Origin of the sequence: Rhizobium bangladeshense (assembly GCF_001662075.1) — a bacterium.
GTDB lineage: Bacteria > Pseudomonadota > Alphaproteobacteria > Rhizobiales > Rhizobiaceae > Rhizobium > Rhizobium bangladeshense_B.
The window spans coordinates 228,015-245,276 of sequence record NZ_LYPL01000007.1; the positions used below are offsets into that span (position 1 = coordinate 228,015).

The window sequence follows — 17,262 nt, forward strand, 5'->3', positions numbered from 1 at the left end:
CGACGCATTGAGAAAGACCCGTGATTTGAGAACGATTTACCGCTTTCTGCGCGCCCATGTCCTGCAGCGGCTGATTCCGCGGTCGCGTGTCGCCTTCAATCCGCGCAGGCCGGTGGAAATCGTCGGCTATCTCTCGATGGCCGTCGGCGTCGGCGAATCGGCAAGGCTCTGCGCCGGGGCTCTGTCGGAGGCCGGGCGGGCGATTTCGCTCTCCGACGTCAGCACCCATCCCGACGAGAATTCTTTCGCCGGCGGTACGCCGTCGCGTCTCCCCAGCGAACCGCCGGGAAGCCGTATCTGGCATCTCAATCCGCCGATGCTGCCGCGCGCCATCCTGAAGAAGGGCGTCGCGAATTTCACCCGCGCCTTCAACATCGGCTATTTCGCCTGGGAGCTCGAAGTCGTGCCGGCGGAATGGCGCAATGCAATGCATTATATGAACGCCGTCCTCGTGCCGTCGGAATTCACCCGGCGGGCGATCGCGCCGCTGACCAAGGCGCCGGTCATCGTCGTTCCGCATCCGGTCACCGAGGCGGCTGCGACCGACGGCATGCGGGAGAGGTTCGGCATCGGGAAGGACGCCTTTCTCGTCAGCTTCATCTTCAGCGCCGGCTCCTCGATCAACCGGAAGAATCCGCAGGCCGTCGTCGAGGCATTCAGGATCTTTGCCGCGGAAGCCCCAGACGCTGTCCTGCTGATGAAGGCCAGCGGCGATGTGAACAAGGATGAAGGCCTGCGCGAGCTGATTGCTTCGGTGAAGGGCGAAAGCCGCATCAGGATCGTCACCGACAGGCTGTCGAACGCCGATATCAACGGTCTCATCCGCTGTTCGGACGCCTATCTTTCGCTGCATCGGTCCGAGGGTTTCGGGCTGACGGTCGCCGAGGCGATCATGCAGCTTACCCCCGTTATCTCCACCGCCTGGTCGGGCACGGCGGATTTCTGCGATCCGGACAATACATGGCTGGTCGACTCTCCCCTCATTCCCGTGGTCGATACTCATCCGGAATTTGCCGGGCTCGCGGGCGCGGTCTGGGCCGACCCCTCTCCGCAAGTTGCGGCCGAGCACCTCAGGAAGATTTTCCGCGCGCCCGAGCGTGCGCTGAACAAGGCGGAGAAGGCTCGGGCGTTCCTGCTGCGCTATCTCGTTGAGAATAGCTACGAGAACGCGCTTCAGAGGCTGGCGGCGATGCAGGTGAGCTAAGCTGAGGTCGTCACTCCGCTTTATTTTAACATTTTCGCATTAGAGATGGCGAGTGTCCGGCCTAGCGGGCCGGTCCTGACGGATGGACAGATGTCGAAGGGTATTATCGCAAATTCGGTGATGAATGCGGCGGCGGGCATGCTGCTGCTGCTGACGGGATTCGTTTCCTCGATCATCACCGCGCGGCTGCTGGGACCGGAAGCCAACGGTATTGTCGCCTTCTCGCTCTGGCTGGTGGTCACCGGCGCCTCGATCGCCGAGCTCGGCTCCAGCATCACGCTCCTGAAGACGCTGCCGCAGCTATCGGCGGAAGGTTACGACGCACGCCGCCGGCGGGGGTTTGCTGCCATTCTCGTCAGCTTCATGATGTTTTCGACCGTCGTGCTGCTCGCCCTCTACGCGCTGTTTTTCCTGACCTCCGAGGAGATGCACTGGGCCGATACCGCGCCGTCCGTCGCTCTGGTCACGGGCGCGCTGTTCTTCGTCCAGGCGATCGGATCCTTCGTCAAATTCTACCTGATCGGGGAAAAGAAGCTTGGCGCCTTCTTTAAGTTGACGGTCGGCGTCTCGATCGTGCAGCTTGCCGGCGTTGCCGGCGGCGCCGTTTTCTATGGCGTCGAGGGGGTTCTCGTCGGTTACGCGCTTGGCCAGCTTGTCTTGTTCTTCGCCACGCTGCCGATCCTTCTTGCGCGGCGGGACTGGTGCGGCGTGTCGCTGAAATACCTCGCCTCCTCCTCCGTCATCCTCTCGCTCCAGTTCATCATCGATTCCATCTTCCTCAACCGGCTCGAACTGTTCTTTCTGCAGCAGTTCTGGTCGGTGGAGATGGTCGGCTATTATGCGGTCGGCCTGTCGATCGCCAATATCGCATTGCAACTGCCGATCCAGATGACCGGCAGCCTGCTGCCCTATTACTCCGAGCGGCGGCACAACAGCGACGATTCGACATTGCCGGTCGAGGTCTTCGCCGCCGTCACCCGCAGCATGGCCTATATCGTGCTGCCGATGAGCCTCGGGCTTGCGGCAATCTCCAGCGAGCTGGTGCTGGTCGTGTTCGGCGAGGCGTTCGGCCGCAGCGGCACGGTGGTGGCGCTGCTGGCGCTGGTGGCGCCCGCCTATACCTTCATGCAGATCCTCAGCCTCTACCTCTTATCGATGGACAGGGCCCGCGCCCGCCTGAATACCAGTGTGATAGGCGGCCTGGTGATGGTAGCGGGTTGTTTACTGATCGTACCTAGGCTTGCAGCCGAGGGCGCCGCGCTGGTGCGCATCCTCGTCTTCGTTGCAATGTCGGTGATGATGATCAGACAGACCGGATTCGGATCCCAGCTTTCGGGTCTCTATAGAAGCCTAACGAAGGTGACGCTCGCCTCCGTGCTGTGCGCTTGCGGCGCCATTTCGGTGCTGGAATTTGTCGATGGTCCGGCCGGACTGGTCGGCGCGCTCATCGCCGGCACGTTCTGCTATTTCGCAGCGCTACGGGTGCTGCGCGCCGTACCGACCGAAGATGTTGACGTCATGCGCTCCATTCTCGACAAGATGCCGTCCGTGCTGCGCAAGCCGGTCGGGCACGCAATCAATTTCATTGCGCCGGCGCTTCCCGGCGATCCCGATCGCGCCAAGGTCGCCCCCGGCGAGTTCTCGCTCGAACCGGCCGAGGGGGCTGGACGCAGCGCTGCCCTGCCTGTCGTCTTCGACGGCACGATCGGCCTGTTCATGCCTGAGAATGCAGGGGTCAAGAAGCGATCGGCTGCCGTGCTCTTCGTCAGCCCCTGGGGTTTCGAGGAGATGTGCAGCCGCAAGTTTTTCCGCGTTGCGGCCGAACATTTTTCGGATATTGGTGTGCCGAGCCTGCGCTTCGACTATCGCGGCACCGGCGATGCGCTGGATTTCGACGCGCTGCCGGCAAGGCTGGAAACCTGGGAAAATTCGATCCGCGCGGCGGCCGCCAAGCTGAAGTCGCTCACCGGCTGCGACCGTATCATCCTCATCGGTCAGGGCCTCGGCGCAACGCTTGCCCAACGCATCGGCTCTTCGATCGACGGCGTCGACAGCCTTGTCATGCTGGCGCCGGTGCTGAGCGGCCGGGCCTATCTGCGCGAACTCACCATGTGGTCGAAGATCATCGATGCCGATCTCGGCCTCGGCAAGGAGCATGTCCAGACCGCCAAGGTGCAGATCGCCGGGCTCGTCATGCCCGAAGAGATCGCCGGCGAGCTCGCAAAGCTCAACATCGCCTCGCCGCAAGGGTTGGCGGCGTCCCGCTATTTAATCCTCGAACGTCCCGCCAGGGCCGACGATACCGGCTTTGCCGACACACTGAAGGCGCTTGGCGCCGATGTCGAGCAGACGGTCTTCGAAGGCTATGACGAGCTCGTCACCAATCCGCTCTTCGCCAAGACGCCGATGGCTGTCGTCGCGCTGCTGACGACCTGGCTGGAGGGCGCCACGGTGGAGACATCCGCCGCCCCTTCGCCGGCAGAAATCGAGAACCCGCCGCTGGCCAGCGATGGTTTTGTCGAAATGCCGGTCCGCTTCGGAAGCCATGGTCACCTGGTCGGCGTCGTCAGCCGGCCGCCCGGCGAGATCAAGGGCAGTGCCGTGCTCTTCCTGTCGACCGCCTATGACCGGCACGCCGGCTGGGGGCGGACGACGGTCGATATGGCGCGCGAGCTTGCACGCCAGGGCGTGGTTTCGCTGCGCTTCGATTCCGCCAATGTCGGCGACAGTCCGCCGCGGCCCGATGCACCGGAGCAGGTGCTCTATTCCGATACGCAGACCGCCGATGCGGTCGCCGCGCTCGATCTGCTCGAAGGCATCGCCGCCGGCCCGGTGATGGTGGCCGGCCGATGCAGTGGCGGCTATGTCGCCTTCCGCGCCGGCGTCGCCGACGAGCGGCTGAAGGCCGTCGTGTCGATCAATCCCTTCGTTTATTACTGGGATCCTGAGATACCGGTGCGTAAGGAACATGTTGTCTCCGTTCCCCGCAGCCTTGATGATTATGGCCAGCGCCTGGCGCGGCTCGATACCCTAAAGCGGCTGCTGCGCGGCCAGGTGGATGTCGTCTCTGCGCTGCAGAACATGGTCATCGCCGCCGGGCGTCGTCTGTCCCCATGGATCGCGCCGCTGCTCGAGCTCCTCCCCGACCGGCGCCACATCGCCCGCGAAGTCCGGCATTCCTTCGCGGAGTTCGGCAAGCGCAAAGTGCCGTTGACGCTGATCTACAGCGAAGGTGATGTCGGCCTCGATCACGTCTATTTCCACTTTGGACCGCGCGGCGCCAGGCTTTCCCGCTATCCGAACGTGCGGCTGCTGATGCTGCCTGACGCCGATCACAATCTGACGCCGCCGCAATCACGCAGGTTCGTGCTCGATGAGATTATCCGTCTCGCCAAAGCGTGACGGAATTTCAAGCCCCAGGATCAGATCCAGTCGGCAGCGGCGACGTTCAGCGACCGATAAAGATCGACATAACGTCCGGCGACAATATCCCAGGAATAGCCGCGCACGGCGTCGACCAGCTCGGCGCGAACGACATCCGGTTGGCGCGCGAGTGTTTCATAGGCCGCTTCGATCACTGTCGCGGCGGTCTTCGGATGGGTGAAATCGGCAAGCCTGATGACGGGATGCCGGCCGGCAAGCGTTGTAAAGGCGTCATTGGCATTCAGCACCGGCAGCAGGCCGGCGCTCATCGCCTCCAGCGCCACCAGCCCGAAGCCTTCATACTCCGAGGCGGAGGCAAATAGCGAGGCCTCAGCGATGATGCGCCGGATGGCGCCGTTGTCGGGCGAGACGTGCAGGCTGACGCGGCCGGCAAGGTTGCGGCCTTCGATGGCGGCTTCGACCTCGGCCCGGTTCAGATCGGATTCGGCGCCGACGATGTCGAGGTGCCAATCCGTATCGCGGCTCTTCAGCACGCTCATCGCTTCGAGCAGATGGTCCAGCCGCTTGTTCACCGAGAAGCGGCCGATGGTGACAATGCGGCGCCTCGGCCGTTTCGACGCGCTGCCTGCGAACTTGCCGATATCGGCGCCGTTTTCGATCAGCAGGCTGTCGGGGGCGATCTCGGAAAACTGCTTGAGATCGGAAGCGCTGCAGCAGACGACGCGCCGATAGGCCAGTGCGGAAGCGCGGGTCAGCGTGCGGAACCAGATCTTCTTGATCGCGGCGTATTTCCGGGTGTGGAAGAAGCCGCCATGGGTGGTGGCGATCATCGGCTTGCGATGCAGCAACCGGCCCCAGGCGAGTGCGTCGAAGAAGAAGTCGATGGCATGGACATGCACGAGATCTGCATCGGCCAGATGGCGGAAAACCTTGGGCGCCAGCGGATAACGGCTGCTGCCGGACCAGGGAATGCGCACCACCTCGATGCCGTCGATGTCTTCGCGCGCCGGCAGTTTATCCTTCGGTGCGGTGAACAGCGAATCGAGTGTCACGACGCGAACGCGATAACCGCGCCGGACGGTCTGGCGGGCGAGATTGGCGACCACGTCTTCCAGGCCGCCGCGATTGGGCAAAAACTGGCGCACGACATGGACGATCAGCGGCGCCGTTTCCGGCTGCGGCCTCTCGCGCACCCTGTCTGCCTCGACGATCGCCATTTTCCACCTATCGCTGCGCACGCCGCCTCCTGTCGAGGCGGCTTCTTATAGCAACGATGAGATATCTCAGGTGTTAAGCCGCAGTTTCAGCGACGGTCGGAAAGGCGATTCTTCGCGAAAAGGGTTAACCGCGTCTGACGGAGCTCAGAGCATTTCCGTTTTTCTTCGAATCACGGAAATGCTCTGTCTTTTGTTTTTACGCAATTCCCGGCAAAAGCGCTTCGCGCTTTGCCTGGCAAAACCGCTGCACACTTTTGCTGGAATTGCTTTAGAAGGCCTTGAAGGTCAACGTCGTCAGCGAGCGGACGATGCCGGGAATATTGGCGAGGTTGTCGTTGATGAACTTGCCGATGTCCTGGCCTTCGTCGATGTAGACCTTCAGCAGCAGATCGTAGTCGCCGCTGGTGGAATAGAGCTCCGAAACCAGTTCGGTCTGGTAGATGGCGTCGGCGACCTCATAGGTTTTGCCGGGGGCGCATTGGAGCTGGACGAAGATCGGCTTCATGGGATTTCCTGCAGAGGTTGTTTGGCTGGTATAATGGTCGAAAGCGCGATGCCGATGCAAGTCGTTCCTCACGCAGTCGGATTGGCGGCGGCTTCCGCGACAATCCAGTCGCGAAAGGCGGCAAGCGGCGCATAGTCGGCGCGTTCGCGCGGAAAGGCGAGATAATAGCGCTCGGGGCTTTCCATCTCCCGGTCGACGGCGGCGACAAGATCGCTGCGTCTGAGCTCCTCCTGCATCAGGAATGTCGGCAGCAGGGCGACGCCGAGACCGGCGATCGCCGCCTGTGCGGCGGTGGCGAACTGGTCGAAGAGCATGCCATTCACGCTTTCAAAGGACACGCCGTTGCCGGCGAACCACTGCTCCCAGGCATCGGGACGCGTCGTCAGATGCAGTAGCGGAACGGCGAGCAGATCCTGCGGCCCTGTGATCGTGTATCGCTTGAGAAAGTCTGGGCTGCAGGCCGGCACCGTGCGCTCTGACATCAAAAAGGCGAGCTCGGCGCCAGGCCAGTGCGGATGACCGAAATGGATCGCGGCATCGATCGAATCGAGGCGGAAATCGAAGGGTGAAAGCCGGGTCGCCAAATTGATGGTTACGCCGGGATTGGCGGCAAGGAAACGCCCGAGCCGCGGCGCCAGCCAGCGCGTGCCGAAGGTCGGCAGGATGGCGAGATTGAGCGTGCCGCCGTGCGGATTGGCGCGCAGGTTCAAGGAGGCACTGGAGATGCGCCGCAGCGCCTCGCGGATTTCGCGGGCGTAGCTATCTCCGGCCAGCGTCAGCCGCATGGTCTGGCGTTCGCGCAGGAACAGCTCGACGCCAAGCTGCTCTTCCAGCGCGCTCACTTGGCGGCTGACGGCGCTCTGCGTCAGATCGAGCTCGCGCGCGGCCGCCGTGACGCTGCCGGTGCGGGCGACCGCCTCGAAGGCGGCGAGATGTGATATCGACGGCAGAAAACGTCTTGAGCCAAGCATGATCATTCCGTTTCAGAATGAGCTATTTCCGAATTAGCGATATTTCCGGCTTCGCAGCGGTTGTAAAGAGTTTCATCCTGCAAAAACGGAATGAGCCGGAGTTTTCAAGATGCCGCAAGCCTTCGTTTCCACTGACCGCATCCGTTCGCTTTTCACCGAGGCGATGTCGCAGATGTACCGGACGGAGGTGCCGCAATACGGCACGCTGATCGAACTGGTCGCCGATGTGAATGCCGGCTGCCTCGAACGCGATCCGGCTCTGCGCGAGCGCCTGGCCCACGCCGGCGAGCTTGAACGCATCGATGTCGAGCGCCACGGCGCCATCCGCCTCGGCACGGCGGACGAGCTTTTCACCATCCGCCGGCTGTTCGCCGTCATGGGCATGCAGGCGGTCGGCTATTACGATCTCTCGGTTGCCGGCGTGCCGGTCCATTCCACCTGCTTTCGGCCGATCGACGAGGCGGCACTCAACGTCAATCCGTTCCGCGTCTTCACCTCGCTGCTGCGCCTGGAACTGATCGAAGACGAAGGGCTGCGCAGCGAAGCCGAGGCCATTTTGGCAAAGCGGCGCATCTATACGCCGCGCGCTATCGCACTGATCGAGCGTCACGAGCAGAATGGCGGCCTCACCGAAGCGGAAGCGGCGGAATTCGTCGCCGAGGCGGTTGAAACCTTCCGTTGGCACGGCGAAGCCACCGTCAGCGCCGAAACCTACAAGCGCCTGCATGATGCGCATCGGCTGATCGCCGACGTCGTCAGCTTCAAGGGACCGCATATCAACCATCTGACGCCGCGCACGCTCGATATCGATGCGGTCCAGGCGCGCATGCCGGAACGCGGCATCACGCCGAAGGCTGTCATCGAAGGACCGCCGCGCCGCGATTGCGACATCCTGCTGCGGCAGACGAGCTTCAAGGCGCTGGAGGAAACGATCGTCTTTGCCGGTGACGCGGAAGCCGTTCAAGGGACGCATACCGCCCGTTTCGGCGAAATCGAACAGCGCGGCGTGGCGCTGACGGCCAAGGGCCGGGCGCTCTACGACCGGCTGCTCGCCTCGGTTCGCGGCGAGGTACAGGTCGGCGCCGGCGGCGCCAAGGCCGGCGCTTACGATCAGGAACTCGCCGATCGTTTCAAGGCGCTGCCGGACAGCTGGGACGAGTTGCGCAGGCAGGGCCTGGCCTTTTTCCGTTATTCCGCCACGTCGGAAGGCATTGCCGCCGCGGTCAACGGCACGCTGGGCGGCGATCCGGAAGCGCTGATCGCCAAGGGTCAACTTGCCTTCTCGCCGATCGTCTACGAAGACTTCCTGCCCGTCAGCGCGGCCGGCATCTTCCAGTCGAATCTCGGCACCGATCAGCAGCAGAATTATGCCACGCGCTCGAACCGCGACGCCTTCGAGGCCGCACTCGGAGCGACCGTTCAGGACGAGCTGGCGCTTTATGCCGAGCGCCAGGCCGCATCGCTGGATGCAGCGATGGAAGCGCTCGGCCTTGCCGTCCTGCAGCTGAAGACCGTTGCGTGAAATGCGCGCTTCAACGCTTCATCATATGCGCTAAACTAGCGCGATTTCATTCCGATCGGACTGAACCATGCTGAATGATCCGCGCTCCCACGGCCTCTGGGAAAAGACCGCAGCCGAACCGCCTGTTACCTCGCCTCTCGCAGGCGCGGTATCGGCCGACGTCGTCATCGTCGGTGGCGGCTACACCGGCCTTTCCTCCGCCCTGCATCTTGCCGAAGCCGGCTCGAAGGTGGTGTTGCTGGAGGCAAAGGAGATCGGTTTCGGCGGCGCGGGGCGCAATGTCGGCCTGATCAATGCCGGCATGTGGATGATGCCCGACGATCTGCCCGGCGTGCTCGGCCCGCTTCATGGCGAACGCCTGCTCGAGCAGCTCGGCAATGCGCCGAAGCTCGTCATGGAACTGATCGACAGGCACGGCATTGCCTGCGAACTCGAACGCAACGGCACGCTGCACTGCGCGGTCGGCGCGCAGGGGCTGAAGGAGATCAAAGAGCGCGCGGCGCAATGGTCGGCGCGCGGCGCACCCGTGACGCTGCTCGACGCGGCGGAGACCGCCAGACGCATCGGCAGCGACGCCTATTCCGGTTCGCTGCTCGACATGCGCGCCGGAACGCTGCAGCCGCTGGCCTATTCGCGCGGCCTTGCCCATGCCGCCGTCAAGGCGGGTGTCGTCATCCATACGTCGAGCCCCGTCATCGCAACGGAGCGCAGCGGCAGCCGCTGGACCGTGAAGACGAAAGGCGGCGAGGTCAGCGCGGACTGGATCATCGTCGCCACCGATGCCTACAGCACCGGGCCCTTCGAGCAGGTGCGCAACGAACAGGTCTATCTGCCCTATTTCAATTTCGCCACCGTGCCGCTCGGCCACAATCTGCGCCGATCGATCCTGCCGGGACGGGAAGGCGCATGGGACACCAAGGACATTCTGTCCTCCTTCCGCATGGACCAGGCCGGGCGTCTCGTCTTCGGCAGTGTCGGGGCGCTGCGCAATACCGGGCTTGCCGTGCACAAAGGCTGGGCCAAGCGCGCCTTGAAGCGGCTCTTCCCTATGATCGGCGACGTCGAATTCGAATGCGAATGGTACGGCCAGATCGGCATGACCGACAATGCGCTGCCGCGCTTTCATAAATTCGCGCCCGGCGTCATCGGCTTTTCGGGTTACAATGGCCGCGGCATTGCCCCCGGCACGGTCTTCGGCCGGACACTGGCCGAGCATATTCTCGGGCGGCTTTCGGAAGCCGATCTGCCGCTGCCACTGACCTCGCCCACCGAACCGAGCTTCCGGGCGCTCAAGGAACTATGGTACGAAGCCGGCGCTCAGGTCGCCCATTTCGCCGATGCCCGCTTCTGAGAAACGATCAGCGCTCTGAGAAGCGAAACTCGCTTCTGGAATAACAAGATTGGAACCACGACAATGAATATCGCCGTCCTCGATCTCGCCACCGAAACCGCCAAGCTGCTCGCCGAACTCGGCGTCGACGCCAGCCGCTATCATGGCGGCACGCTTTCCGTCACCTCGCCGGTGACGGGCAAGGAAATCGGCAATCTCAAGGAACACACCGTTTCCGAGACGAAGGCGGCGATCGAAGAGGCGCACAAGGCTTTCCTCGAATGGCGTTCCGTTCCGGCGCCGAAGCGCGGCGAGCTGGTCCGCCTGCTCGGTGAGGAGCTGCGTGCCGCCAAGACCGCGCTCGGCCGTCTCGTTTCGATCGAGGTCGGCAAGATCACCTCCGAAGGTCTGGGCGAAGTGCAGGAGATGATCGATATCTGCGATTTCGCCGTCGGCCTGTCCCGTCAGCTCTACGGCCTGACGATCGCCACCGAGCGCTCCGAGCACCGGATGATGGAAAGCTGGCATCCGCTCGGCGTGGTCGGCATCATCTCCGCCTTCAACTTCCCCGTCGCTGTCTGGTCGTGGAATGCGGCACTTGCGATGGTCTGCGGCAATTCCACCGTCTGGAAACCTTCGGAGAAGACGCCGTTGACCGCGCTTGCCGTGCAGGCGCTGTTCGAGAAAGCGCTGAAACGCTTTATCGCCGAAGGCGGCACGGCGCCGGCCAATTTGTCGACCTTGATCATCGGCGGCCGCGAGGTCGGCGAAGTGCTGGTCGATCATCCGAAAATCCCGCTCGTCTCCGCCACCGGCTCGACGGCCATGGGCCGCGCCGTCGGCCCGCGCCTGTCGCAGCGTTTTGCCCGCGCCATTCTTGAACTCGGCGGCAACAATGCGGCGATCGTCTGCCCGAGCGCCGATCTCGACCTGACGCTGCGCGGCGTCGCCTTCTCCGCCATGGGCACGGCCGGTCAGCGCTGCACGACGCTGCGCCGCCTCTTCGTCCATGAAAGCGTCTACGACCAGCTGGTGCCGCGCCTGCAGAAGGCCTACGGCTCCGTCACCATCGGCAATCCGCTCGAAACCGGCACGCTGGTCGGACCGCTGATCGACGGCCAGGCCTTTGAAAGGATGCAGGCAGCACTCGGCGAAGCGGCTTCGGCCGGCGGCAAAGTGACCGGTGGCCAACGCGTCGACAATGGATCGGCCGATGCCTTCTATGTTCGTCCCGCGCTCGTCGAAATGCCCGATCAGACCGGACCGGTCGAACACGAGACCTTCGCGCCGATTCTTTACGTGATGAAATACAGCGATTTCGACGCGGTGCTGGCGCTGCATAACGCCGTGCCGCAGGGGCTGTCCTCATCGATCTTCACCAACGACATGCGCGAGGCGGAAACCTTCGTCTCGGCGCGCGGCTCGGATTGCGGTATCGCCAACGTCAATCTCGGCCCTTCGGGCGCCGAGATCGGCGGCGCCTTCGGTGGCGAGAAGGAAACCGGCGGCGGACGCGAATCCGGCTCCGATGCCTGGAAGGCCTATATGCGCCGCGCCACCAACACGATCAATTACGGCAGCACGCTGCCGCTCGCGCAAGGCGTCAAGTTCGACGTCGAATAAGTGCAATAGTGAAGAGAGGCGGCGCTCACACAGTGTCGCCTTTCTTGACTGAATTGGGATTCATTCCCGCGTAATATGAAATATATGGTCGAGATATTGTGATGTTTTTTCCTGACGACCAAACTTGAAATAGGTAGTCAAGAAAAATATACGCCTCTTACCCCCTCGGGTGACATTGCCATGGAGGCCATCATGACTACTGCTCTTAATCGTTTTTCCCAGGTGCTGGCGTTTGCCGCCTCGCTTCTCTCCGCCACGGCGCTTGCCGGCATCGCCAATGCGCAGGATGAGGGCCTCGTCGTCTACAACGCTCAACACGAAAGCCTGGGCCGCGAATGGATCGATGCCTTCACCAAGGAGACGGGTATCAAGGTCACCATGCGCCAGGGCAGCGACATGCAGTTCGCCAACCAGATCATCCAGGAAGGCGACGCCTCGCCCGCCGATATCTTCCTGACCGAGAATTCGCCGGCGATGACGCTGGTCGACGGCGCAGGCCTCTTCGCGCCGGTCGAAAAGGACACGCTGGATCAGGTTCCCGATCAGTACCGTCCGGCCGACGGCATGTGGACCGGCATTGCCGCCCGCACCACCGTCTTTGCCTATGACAAGACGAAGCTCACCGAGGACCAGCTGCCGAAGTCGATGCTCGACCTCGCCGATTCCGGCTGGAAGGGTCGTTGGGGTGCGGCGCCCGCCGGCGCCGACTTCCAGGCGATTGTCGCGGCGCTGCTGCAGCTCAAGGGCGAAGACGCCACCAAGGCATGGCTGAAGGGCCTCAAGGACAATGCCACCCCTTACAAGGGCAACAGCGTCGCCATGAAGGCGGTCAATGCAGGCGAAGTCGAAGGCGCGGTCATCTACCATTACTACTGGTTCGGCGATCAGGCCAAAACCGGCGAAAACAGCAAGAATGTCGGCATGCATTACTTCAAGAACCAGGATCCGGGCGCTTTCGTCAGCGTTTCGGGCGGCGGTATTCTGAAATCCACCCAGCACATGAAGGAAGCCCAGGCTTTCCTGAAGTTCATCACCGGTAAGGCCGGCCAGGCGGTTCTGAAGGACGGCACGTCCTACGAATATGCCATCGGCAAGGACGCAGCCTCCAACGGCAAGCTGGTCCCGCTCGCCGATCTCAACGCGCCGAAAGTCGAGGCTTCGACGCTGGACAGCAAGAAGGTCGTGGAGCTGATGACTGCCGCCGGCCTGATCTGACGCTTCTGCCGCAGGCTTGCAGCAGCCAAAACTATTGCTTTTGGCTCAAGAAAACCTTACGGCATGACGAAATCCGGCAACCGTCCTTCAAAGGCGGTTGCCTTCCTTTTTCAGCGTGTAAGGGCGTCGGCCTTGCTGCAGGACAACAGATTGCTCGCATCCGGTACCGAGGCGCCGGCCGCGCCGGGGTCCGTGCGGATGGTTTTGCCGCGCGGGCGCATACCGCACGCATCCGTCATGCTCCTCGCCACCGCGGTTGCGCTGTTCAGTCTCGTGCCGCTCGGCTTCATCGGCTGGATCACCTATGATGTCGGCTGGGAAACCGTGAAGGCGCTCGTCTTCCGGTCGCGCGTCGGCGACCTCCTCATCAATACGGTTCTCCTGGAATCGATCACCATTCCGCTGTCGATCACGCTGGCTGTGACGCTTGCCTGGCTGACCGAGCGCACGGATGTTCCTTTCGCCAGGCTGTGGGCCTGGCTGGCGATCGCGCCGCTCGCCGTGCCGGCCTTCGTGCACAGCTATGCCTGGATCAGCCTCATTCCCGGCATGCGCGGCCTGCAGAGCGGCGTCTTCGTTTCGGTCATCGCATATTACCCCTTCCTCTATCTGCCGGTCGCCGCAGCCTTGCACCGCCTCGATCCCGCCATCGAGGATGCCGCGGCCTCGCTCGGCCTCAATCCCTGGCGTGTCTTCTTCCGCGCCGTGCTGCCGCAGCTGAGATTCGCCATCTGCGGCGGCTCGCTGCTGATCGCGCTGCACCTGCTTTCGGAATACGGTCTGTTCGTCATGATCCGGTTCGACACTTTCGCGACGGCGATCGTCGACCAGTTCCAGTCTTCCTACAACAGCCCGGCCTCCAACATGCTCGGCGGCGTGCTCGTCGCCTGCTGTCTTTTCCTGCTTGGCCTCGAAGTGCTGCTGCGCGGCAACGAACGTTATGCCCGCGTCGGCGCCGGCTCACCGCGTCCGGCCGATCGCCGGCGTCTCGGCTGGTTCGTGGTGCCAGCCATCTCGCTACCCGTCGTCCTGGCGGTGCTGACACTCGGCGTGCCGCTGGTGACGCTCGGCCACTGGCTCTATCTCGGCGGCAGCGAGATCTGGCGTATCGAGGTCGTCAGCGCCTTCGCGCAGACGATCGTGCTTGCCCTTGCCGGCGGCGTGCTGGCGACGATAGCCGCGGCCCCGATGGCGTGGCTGTCCGTGCGCGCACCCGGTCGCTTGCAGCGCTTGCTCGAAGCCTGCCACTATTATGTCGGCTCGCTGCCGGGTGTCGTCGTGGCGCTGGCGCTGGTGACGATCACCGTGCGACTGATGCTGCCACTCTATCAGACCTTCGCAACCCTGCTCGTCGCCTATGTGATGCTTTTTCTGCCGCGCGCCATGGTCGGGCTGCGCACCAGCATCGCCCAGGCGCCGGTGGAGCTGGAGCGCGCCGCGATGGGCCTCGGCCGCACCCCCGGCCAGGCGGTGCGGCAGATCACTATGCGGCTTGCAGCGCCCGGAGCCGCCGCCAGCGTGGCGCTCGCCGCACTCGGCATCACCAATGAACTCACGGCGACGCTGATGCTTTCGCCCAATGGCGTCGATACGCTGGCGACGAAATTCTGGTCGTTGACCAGCGAAATCGATTATGTCTCTGCCGCCCCCTACGCCTTCATGATGATCGTGCTGTCGCTGCCGCTCACCCTGACGCTCTACACGCAATCGAAACGGACCGCCGGCCAATGACGCTGCTTACGATCGAGAATATCAGCAAGCGTTACGGGCCGGTCCAGGCGCTGAAGGATATCTCGCTCGAAGTGCAGGCGGGCAGTCGCACCGCCGTCGTCGGGCCGTCCGGTTCGGGCAAAACGACGCTGCTGCGCATTATTGCCGGCTTCGAGCAAGCCGACACCGGCAGGGTGACCCTGGATGGCGACGTGCTGGCGGACGGTCCGGCCGCGGTGCCGGCCCATAAGCGCGGCATCGGCATCGTCTCGCAGGACGGAGCGCTGTTTCCGCATCTGAGCGTTGGCGAGAATATCGGTTTCGGTTTCGAGAAGGGGGCTGTGGATCGCGAGAAGCGCATCATCGATCTGCTCGATATGGTCGAGCTCGATCGCGGCATGCTGGCGCGGCGCCCGCACCAGCTTTCCGGCGGCCAGCAGCAGCGCGTCGCACTTGCCCGCGCGCTCGGCCGCAAGCCGCGGCTGATGCTGCTCGACGAGCCGTTCTCGGCGCTTGATACCGGCTTGCGTGAAAACATGCGCAAGGTGGTGGCGCGCGTGCTGCAGGGAGCCGGCATTACCGCCGTTCTGGTGACGCACGATCAGGAAGAGGCGCTGAGCTTTGCCGATCAGGTGGCGGTCTTGAGGGAAGGGCGGCTGATCCAGGCCGGATCGCCGCAATCATTATATCTGCATCCCAGGGATCGCGAGACGGCGCTGTTCCTCGGCGATGCCGTCTTGCTGCCCGCCATCATCCGGAACGGGCTGGCCGACTGCGCCCTCGGCCGCGTCGCGGTCGACGGCAGCCGGCAGGGCAAGGCGGATATCATGCTGCGGCCCGAACAGATCCGTGTCATTGTCGATGAAAGCGATCGCGATCACGGCGGACGTGTCGTCGAGGTGGAGTTCGGCGGCGCGGTCTGCACCGTTGCCGTTTCGCTCGATGGCGTTGCCCTGCCGCCGATCCGGATCAAGACCTCGAGCGTCGCGCTTCCCTCGCGCGGCGATCTCGTTCGCCTCGATATTTCAGGCAAGGCGCACGTCTTCGAACGGTAAAATCAACCGACCTTGCGCATCAGCTCTTCCGGCTCGATACCTTCGAGCCAGCCGCCGGTGAAGCCGGCGCGCTCGAGGCCGAGGCGGATGGTCGGCGATTGCCGCATCAGCTTCCAGATGAAGTCGGAGCGCTCGTTTTCGACGGTCATGACGACAAGGCCCTGGTCGATGCCGACGGTGCGATCGTCGACCCAGCCTTCCGGCCGCTTGGTCTTGACCGTCGGGTTGAAACCGCCGGGAAAACCGCCCTCCAAGAGCAGGTTCGGATAGCTGGTCAAAAGTGCCTTGGTGCCGTCGAGAGCCGCCTGCCGGTCGTAGGGCAGGCAGGCGAGGGCTGCCCAAGGGGCGATCGTACCGTCATCCGGGCCGAGCGGGGCGCCGCGCGCGGCATAACCCAGAACCTTCGGCTGGCGGCCGCCGCGCATGCGCCGGGTTGGCGGCGGGCCGTCGCAAGCGGAAAAACCCCAGATATTCCTGTTGTAGCCGACGAACTGGCCGGGATTACGCTCGGCATAGTCACGCTGGACGTTGATGACCACCTGGGTGTTGCGGAAATAATCCCAGTTCCGCTCCGCCATCGGCCTGTCCCGAATGCCGCGGAAATCGATCCAGGCATGGGAGAACAAATGGATGAACAGCGGGCCGGCATAGAGATAGGGCTGTTCGCCGTGCATCATCCAGGAATAGCTTGACGTAAAGGCGTCGTAGCAGGATTGCGGGATAGGATGCGTCGGTGATGCCAGCGCCAGGGCATAAAGGATGATCGCCTCGTCGAAGCCGTGATAACGCCAGCGCAGAAAGCCCGACGAGGGCTTCCAGCCCATGGAAATGGTGTCGCCCTTGTTCAGCGCCCAGCGCCAGTCGACGCGTTCGTAGATGAAGGTCGCGAGCTCACGGATTTCAGCCTCGGTCTCGTCCTGGCGATCGAAATATTGCGCTGATGTCAGGATGCCGGCAACGAGCAGAGCGGTGTCGATGGTCGAAAGCTCGCTGTTCCAGGCGCGGTTGCCGGTGTCCATGTGCAGGAAATGGTAGAAGAAGCCGCGGTGGCCGGTCGCATGACGTTCCTCGCCCTGGCGCGCCTCGGCGAAGAAACGCAGCGTATTGACGGTACGTTCGGCCGCTTCCTTGCGGGTGATCCAGCAACGTTCGACGCCAACGGTATAGGAGGAAAGCGCAAAGCCGACGGCCGCGATGCTCGCCGGCACGCCGCCGATCGAGGTATCCGCTACCAGGCCATTCTCGGGATTGGAATATTTCAGGAAGTACTTGAATGCCGAATACTGCAACCTGTCGACCAGGGCGGCGTCAATGTCTTCAATCCGTTGCAGCATAGGCTCCTACCCAACTGTTGCATCGCCCCCATGGTTGAACATGAGGGCCGTCCCTCGGCAAATCAAACCTTTTTGATTCGCAAGGATAAGAGAACACAAACGACGGGTATCGGTCGTTAACAATTATCGGTGAAATAATATCTAGCATAAGTCATATAAGCGGTGCAGCAAACGCGACGGTCCGCGCGCCAC

Annotated in this window: 12 protein-coding genes; 8 read left to right on the forward strand and 4 right to left on the reverse strand. The window is 63.1% G+C overall.

Annotated elements, in window-relative coordinates:
• Positions 1-25 precede the first annotated feature (25 nt).
• Together A7X77_RS16445 and A7X77_RS16450 are read left to right on the forward strand one after the other, a co-directional pair.
• Positions 26-1,204, forward strand: a complete 1,179-nt coding sequence (locus tag A7X77_RS16445) for a glycosyltransferase family 4 protein (protein ID WP_064683995.1) — start codon at positions 26-28, stop codon at positions 1,202-1,204.
• A gap of 90 nt (positions 1,205-1,294) precedes the next feature.
• Positions 1,295-4,606 (forward strand): oligosaccharide flippase family protein, encoded by a 3,312-nt coding sequence (locus A7X77_RS16450; RefSeq protein WP_064683918.1) that lies wholly within the window; start codon positions 1,295-1,297, stop codon positions 4,604-4,606.
• 20 nt (positions 4,607-4,626) lie between these two features.
• Here A7X77_RS16450 and A7X77_RS16455 read toward each other — a convergent pair whose 3' ends face one another.
• The 3 genes from A7X77_RS16455 to A7X77_RS16465 form a co-directional block, all read right to left on the reverse strand.
• Positions 4,627-5,805 carry a glycosyltransferase family 4 protein gene (locus tag A7X77_RS16455; protein ID WP_064683919.1) on the reverse strand — a complete coding sequence of 393 codons (1,179 nt, stop codon included), beginning with the start codon at positions 5,803-5,805 and terminating at the stop codon, positions 4,627-4,629.
• 268 nt (positions 5,806-6,073) lie between these two features.
• A complete protein-coding gene (locus A7X77_RS16460) occupies positions 6,074-6,310 on the reverse strand; it encodes an Lrp/AsnC ligand binding domain-containing protein (protein ID WP_064683920.1) in 237 nt (78 codons plus the stop codon).
• A 68-nt stretch (positions 6,311-6,378) separates the two neighbouring features.
• Positions 6,379-7,287, reverse strand: a complete 909-nt coding sequence (locus tag A7X77_RS16465) for a LysR family transcriptional regulator (RefSeq protein ID WP_064683921.1) — start codon at positions 7,285-7,287, stop codon at positions 6,379-6,381.
• Between the two features lie 103 nt (positions 7,288-7,390).
• On the opposite strand from A7X77_RS16465, the gene hglS reads away from it, so the two are divergent.
• The 6 genes from hglS to A7X77_RS16495 all read left to right on the forward strand — a co-directional run bounded on the left by hglS (position 7,391) and on the right by A7X77_RS16495 (position 15,736).
• The gene (hglS, locus tag A7X77_RS16470) at positions 7,391-8,803 is read left to right on the forward strand and encodes a 2-oxoadipate dioxygenase/decarboxylase HglS (RefSeq protein ID WP_064683922.1); all 1,413 of its coding nucleotides are present in this window, start codon (positions 7,391-7,393) and stop codon (positions 8,801-8,803) included.
• Between the two features lie 67 nt (positions 8,804-8,870).
• The gene (locus A7X77_RS16475) at positions 8,871-10,154 is read left to right on the forward strand and encodes an NAD(P)/FAD-dependent oxidoreductase (protein WP_064683923.1); all 1,284 of its coding nucleotides are present in this window, start codon (positions 8,871-8,873) and stop codon (positions 10,152-10,154) included.
• A 63-nt stretch (positions 10,155-10,217) separates the two neighbouring features.
• Positions 10,218-11,756: an L-piperidine-6-carboxylate dehydrogenase gene (gene amaB, locus A7X77_RS16480; RefSeq protein WP_064683924.1), complete on the forward strand. Its 1,539-nt coding sequence runs from the start codon at positions 10,218-10,220 to the stop codon at positions 11,754-11,756.
• Between the two features lie 192 nt (positions 11,757-11,948).
• Positions 11,949-12,971 carry an iron ABC transporter substrate-binding protein gene (locus tag A7X77_RS16485; RefSeq protein WP_064683996.1) on the forward strand — a complete coding sequence of 341 codons (1,023 nt, stop codon included), beginning with the start codon at positions 11,949-11,951 and terminating at the stop codon, positions 12,969-12,971.
• A gap of 63 nt (positions 12,972-13,034) precedes the next feature.
• The gene (locus tag A7X77_RS16490; RefSeq protein WP_064683925.1) at positions 13,035-14,702 is read left to right on the forward strand and encodes an ABC transporter permease; all 1,668 of its coding nucleotides are present in this window, start codon (positions 13,035-13,037) and stop codon (positions 14,700-14,702) included.
• Entirely contained in the window at positions 14,699-15,736 is a 1,038-nt protein-coding gene (locus tag A7X77_RS16495; protein WP_064683926.1) for an ABC transporter ATP-binding protein, read from the forward strand. The genes A7X77_RS16490 and A7X77_RS16495 overlap by 4 nt, the downstream gene beginning before the upstream one ends.
• Before the next feature lie 2 nt (positions 15,737-15,738).
• Here the strand turns inward: A7X77_RS16495 and A7X77_RS16500 are convergent, their stop codons facing one another.
• Positions 15,739-17,070, reverse strand: a complete 1,332-nt coding sequence (locus tag A7X77_RS16500; RefSeq protein WP_064683927.1) for a glucoamylase family protein — start codon at positions 17,068-17,070, stop codon at positions 15,739-15,741.
• Between the last annotated feature and the right edge of the window lie 192 nt (positions 17,071-17,262).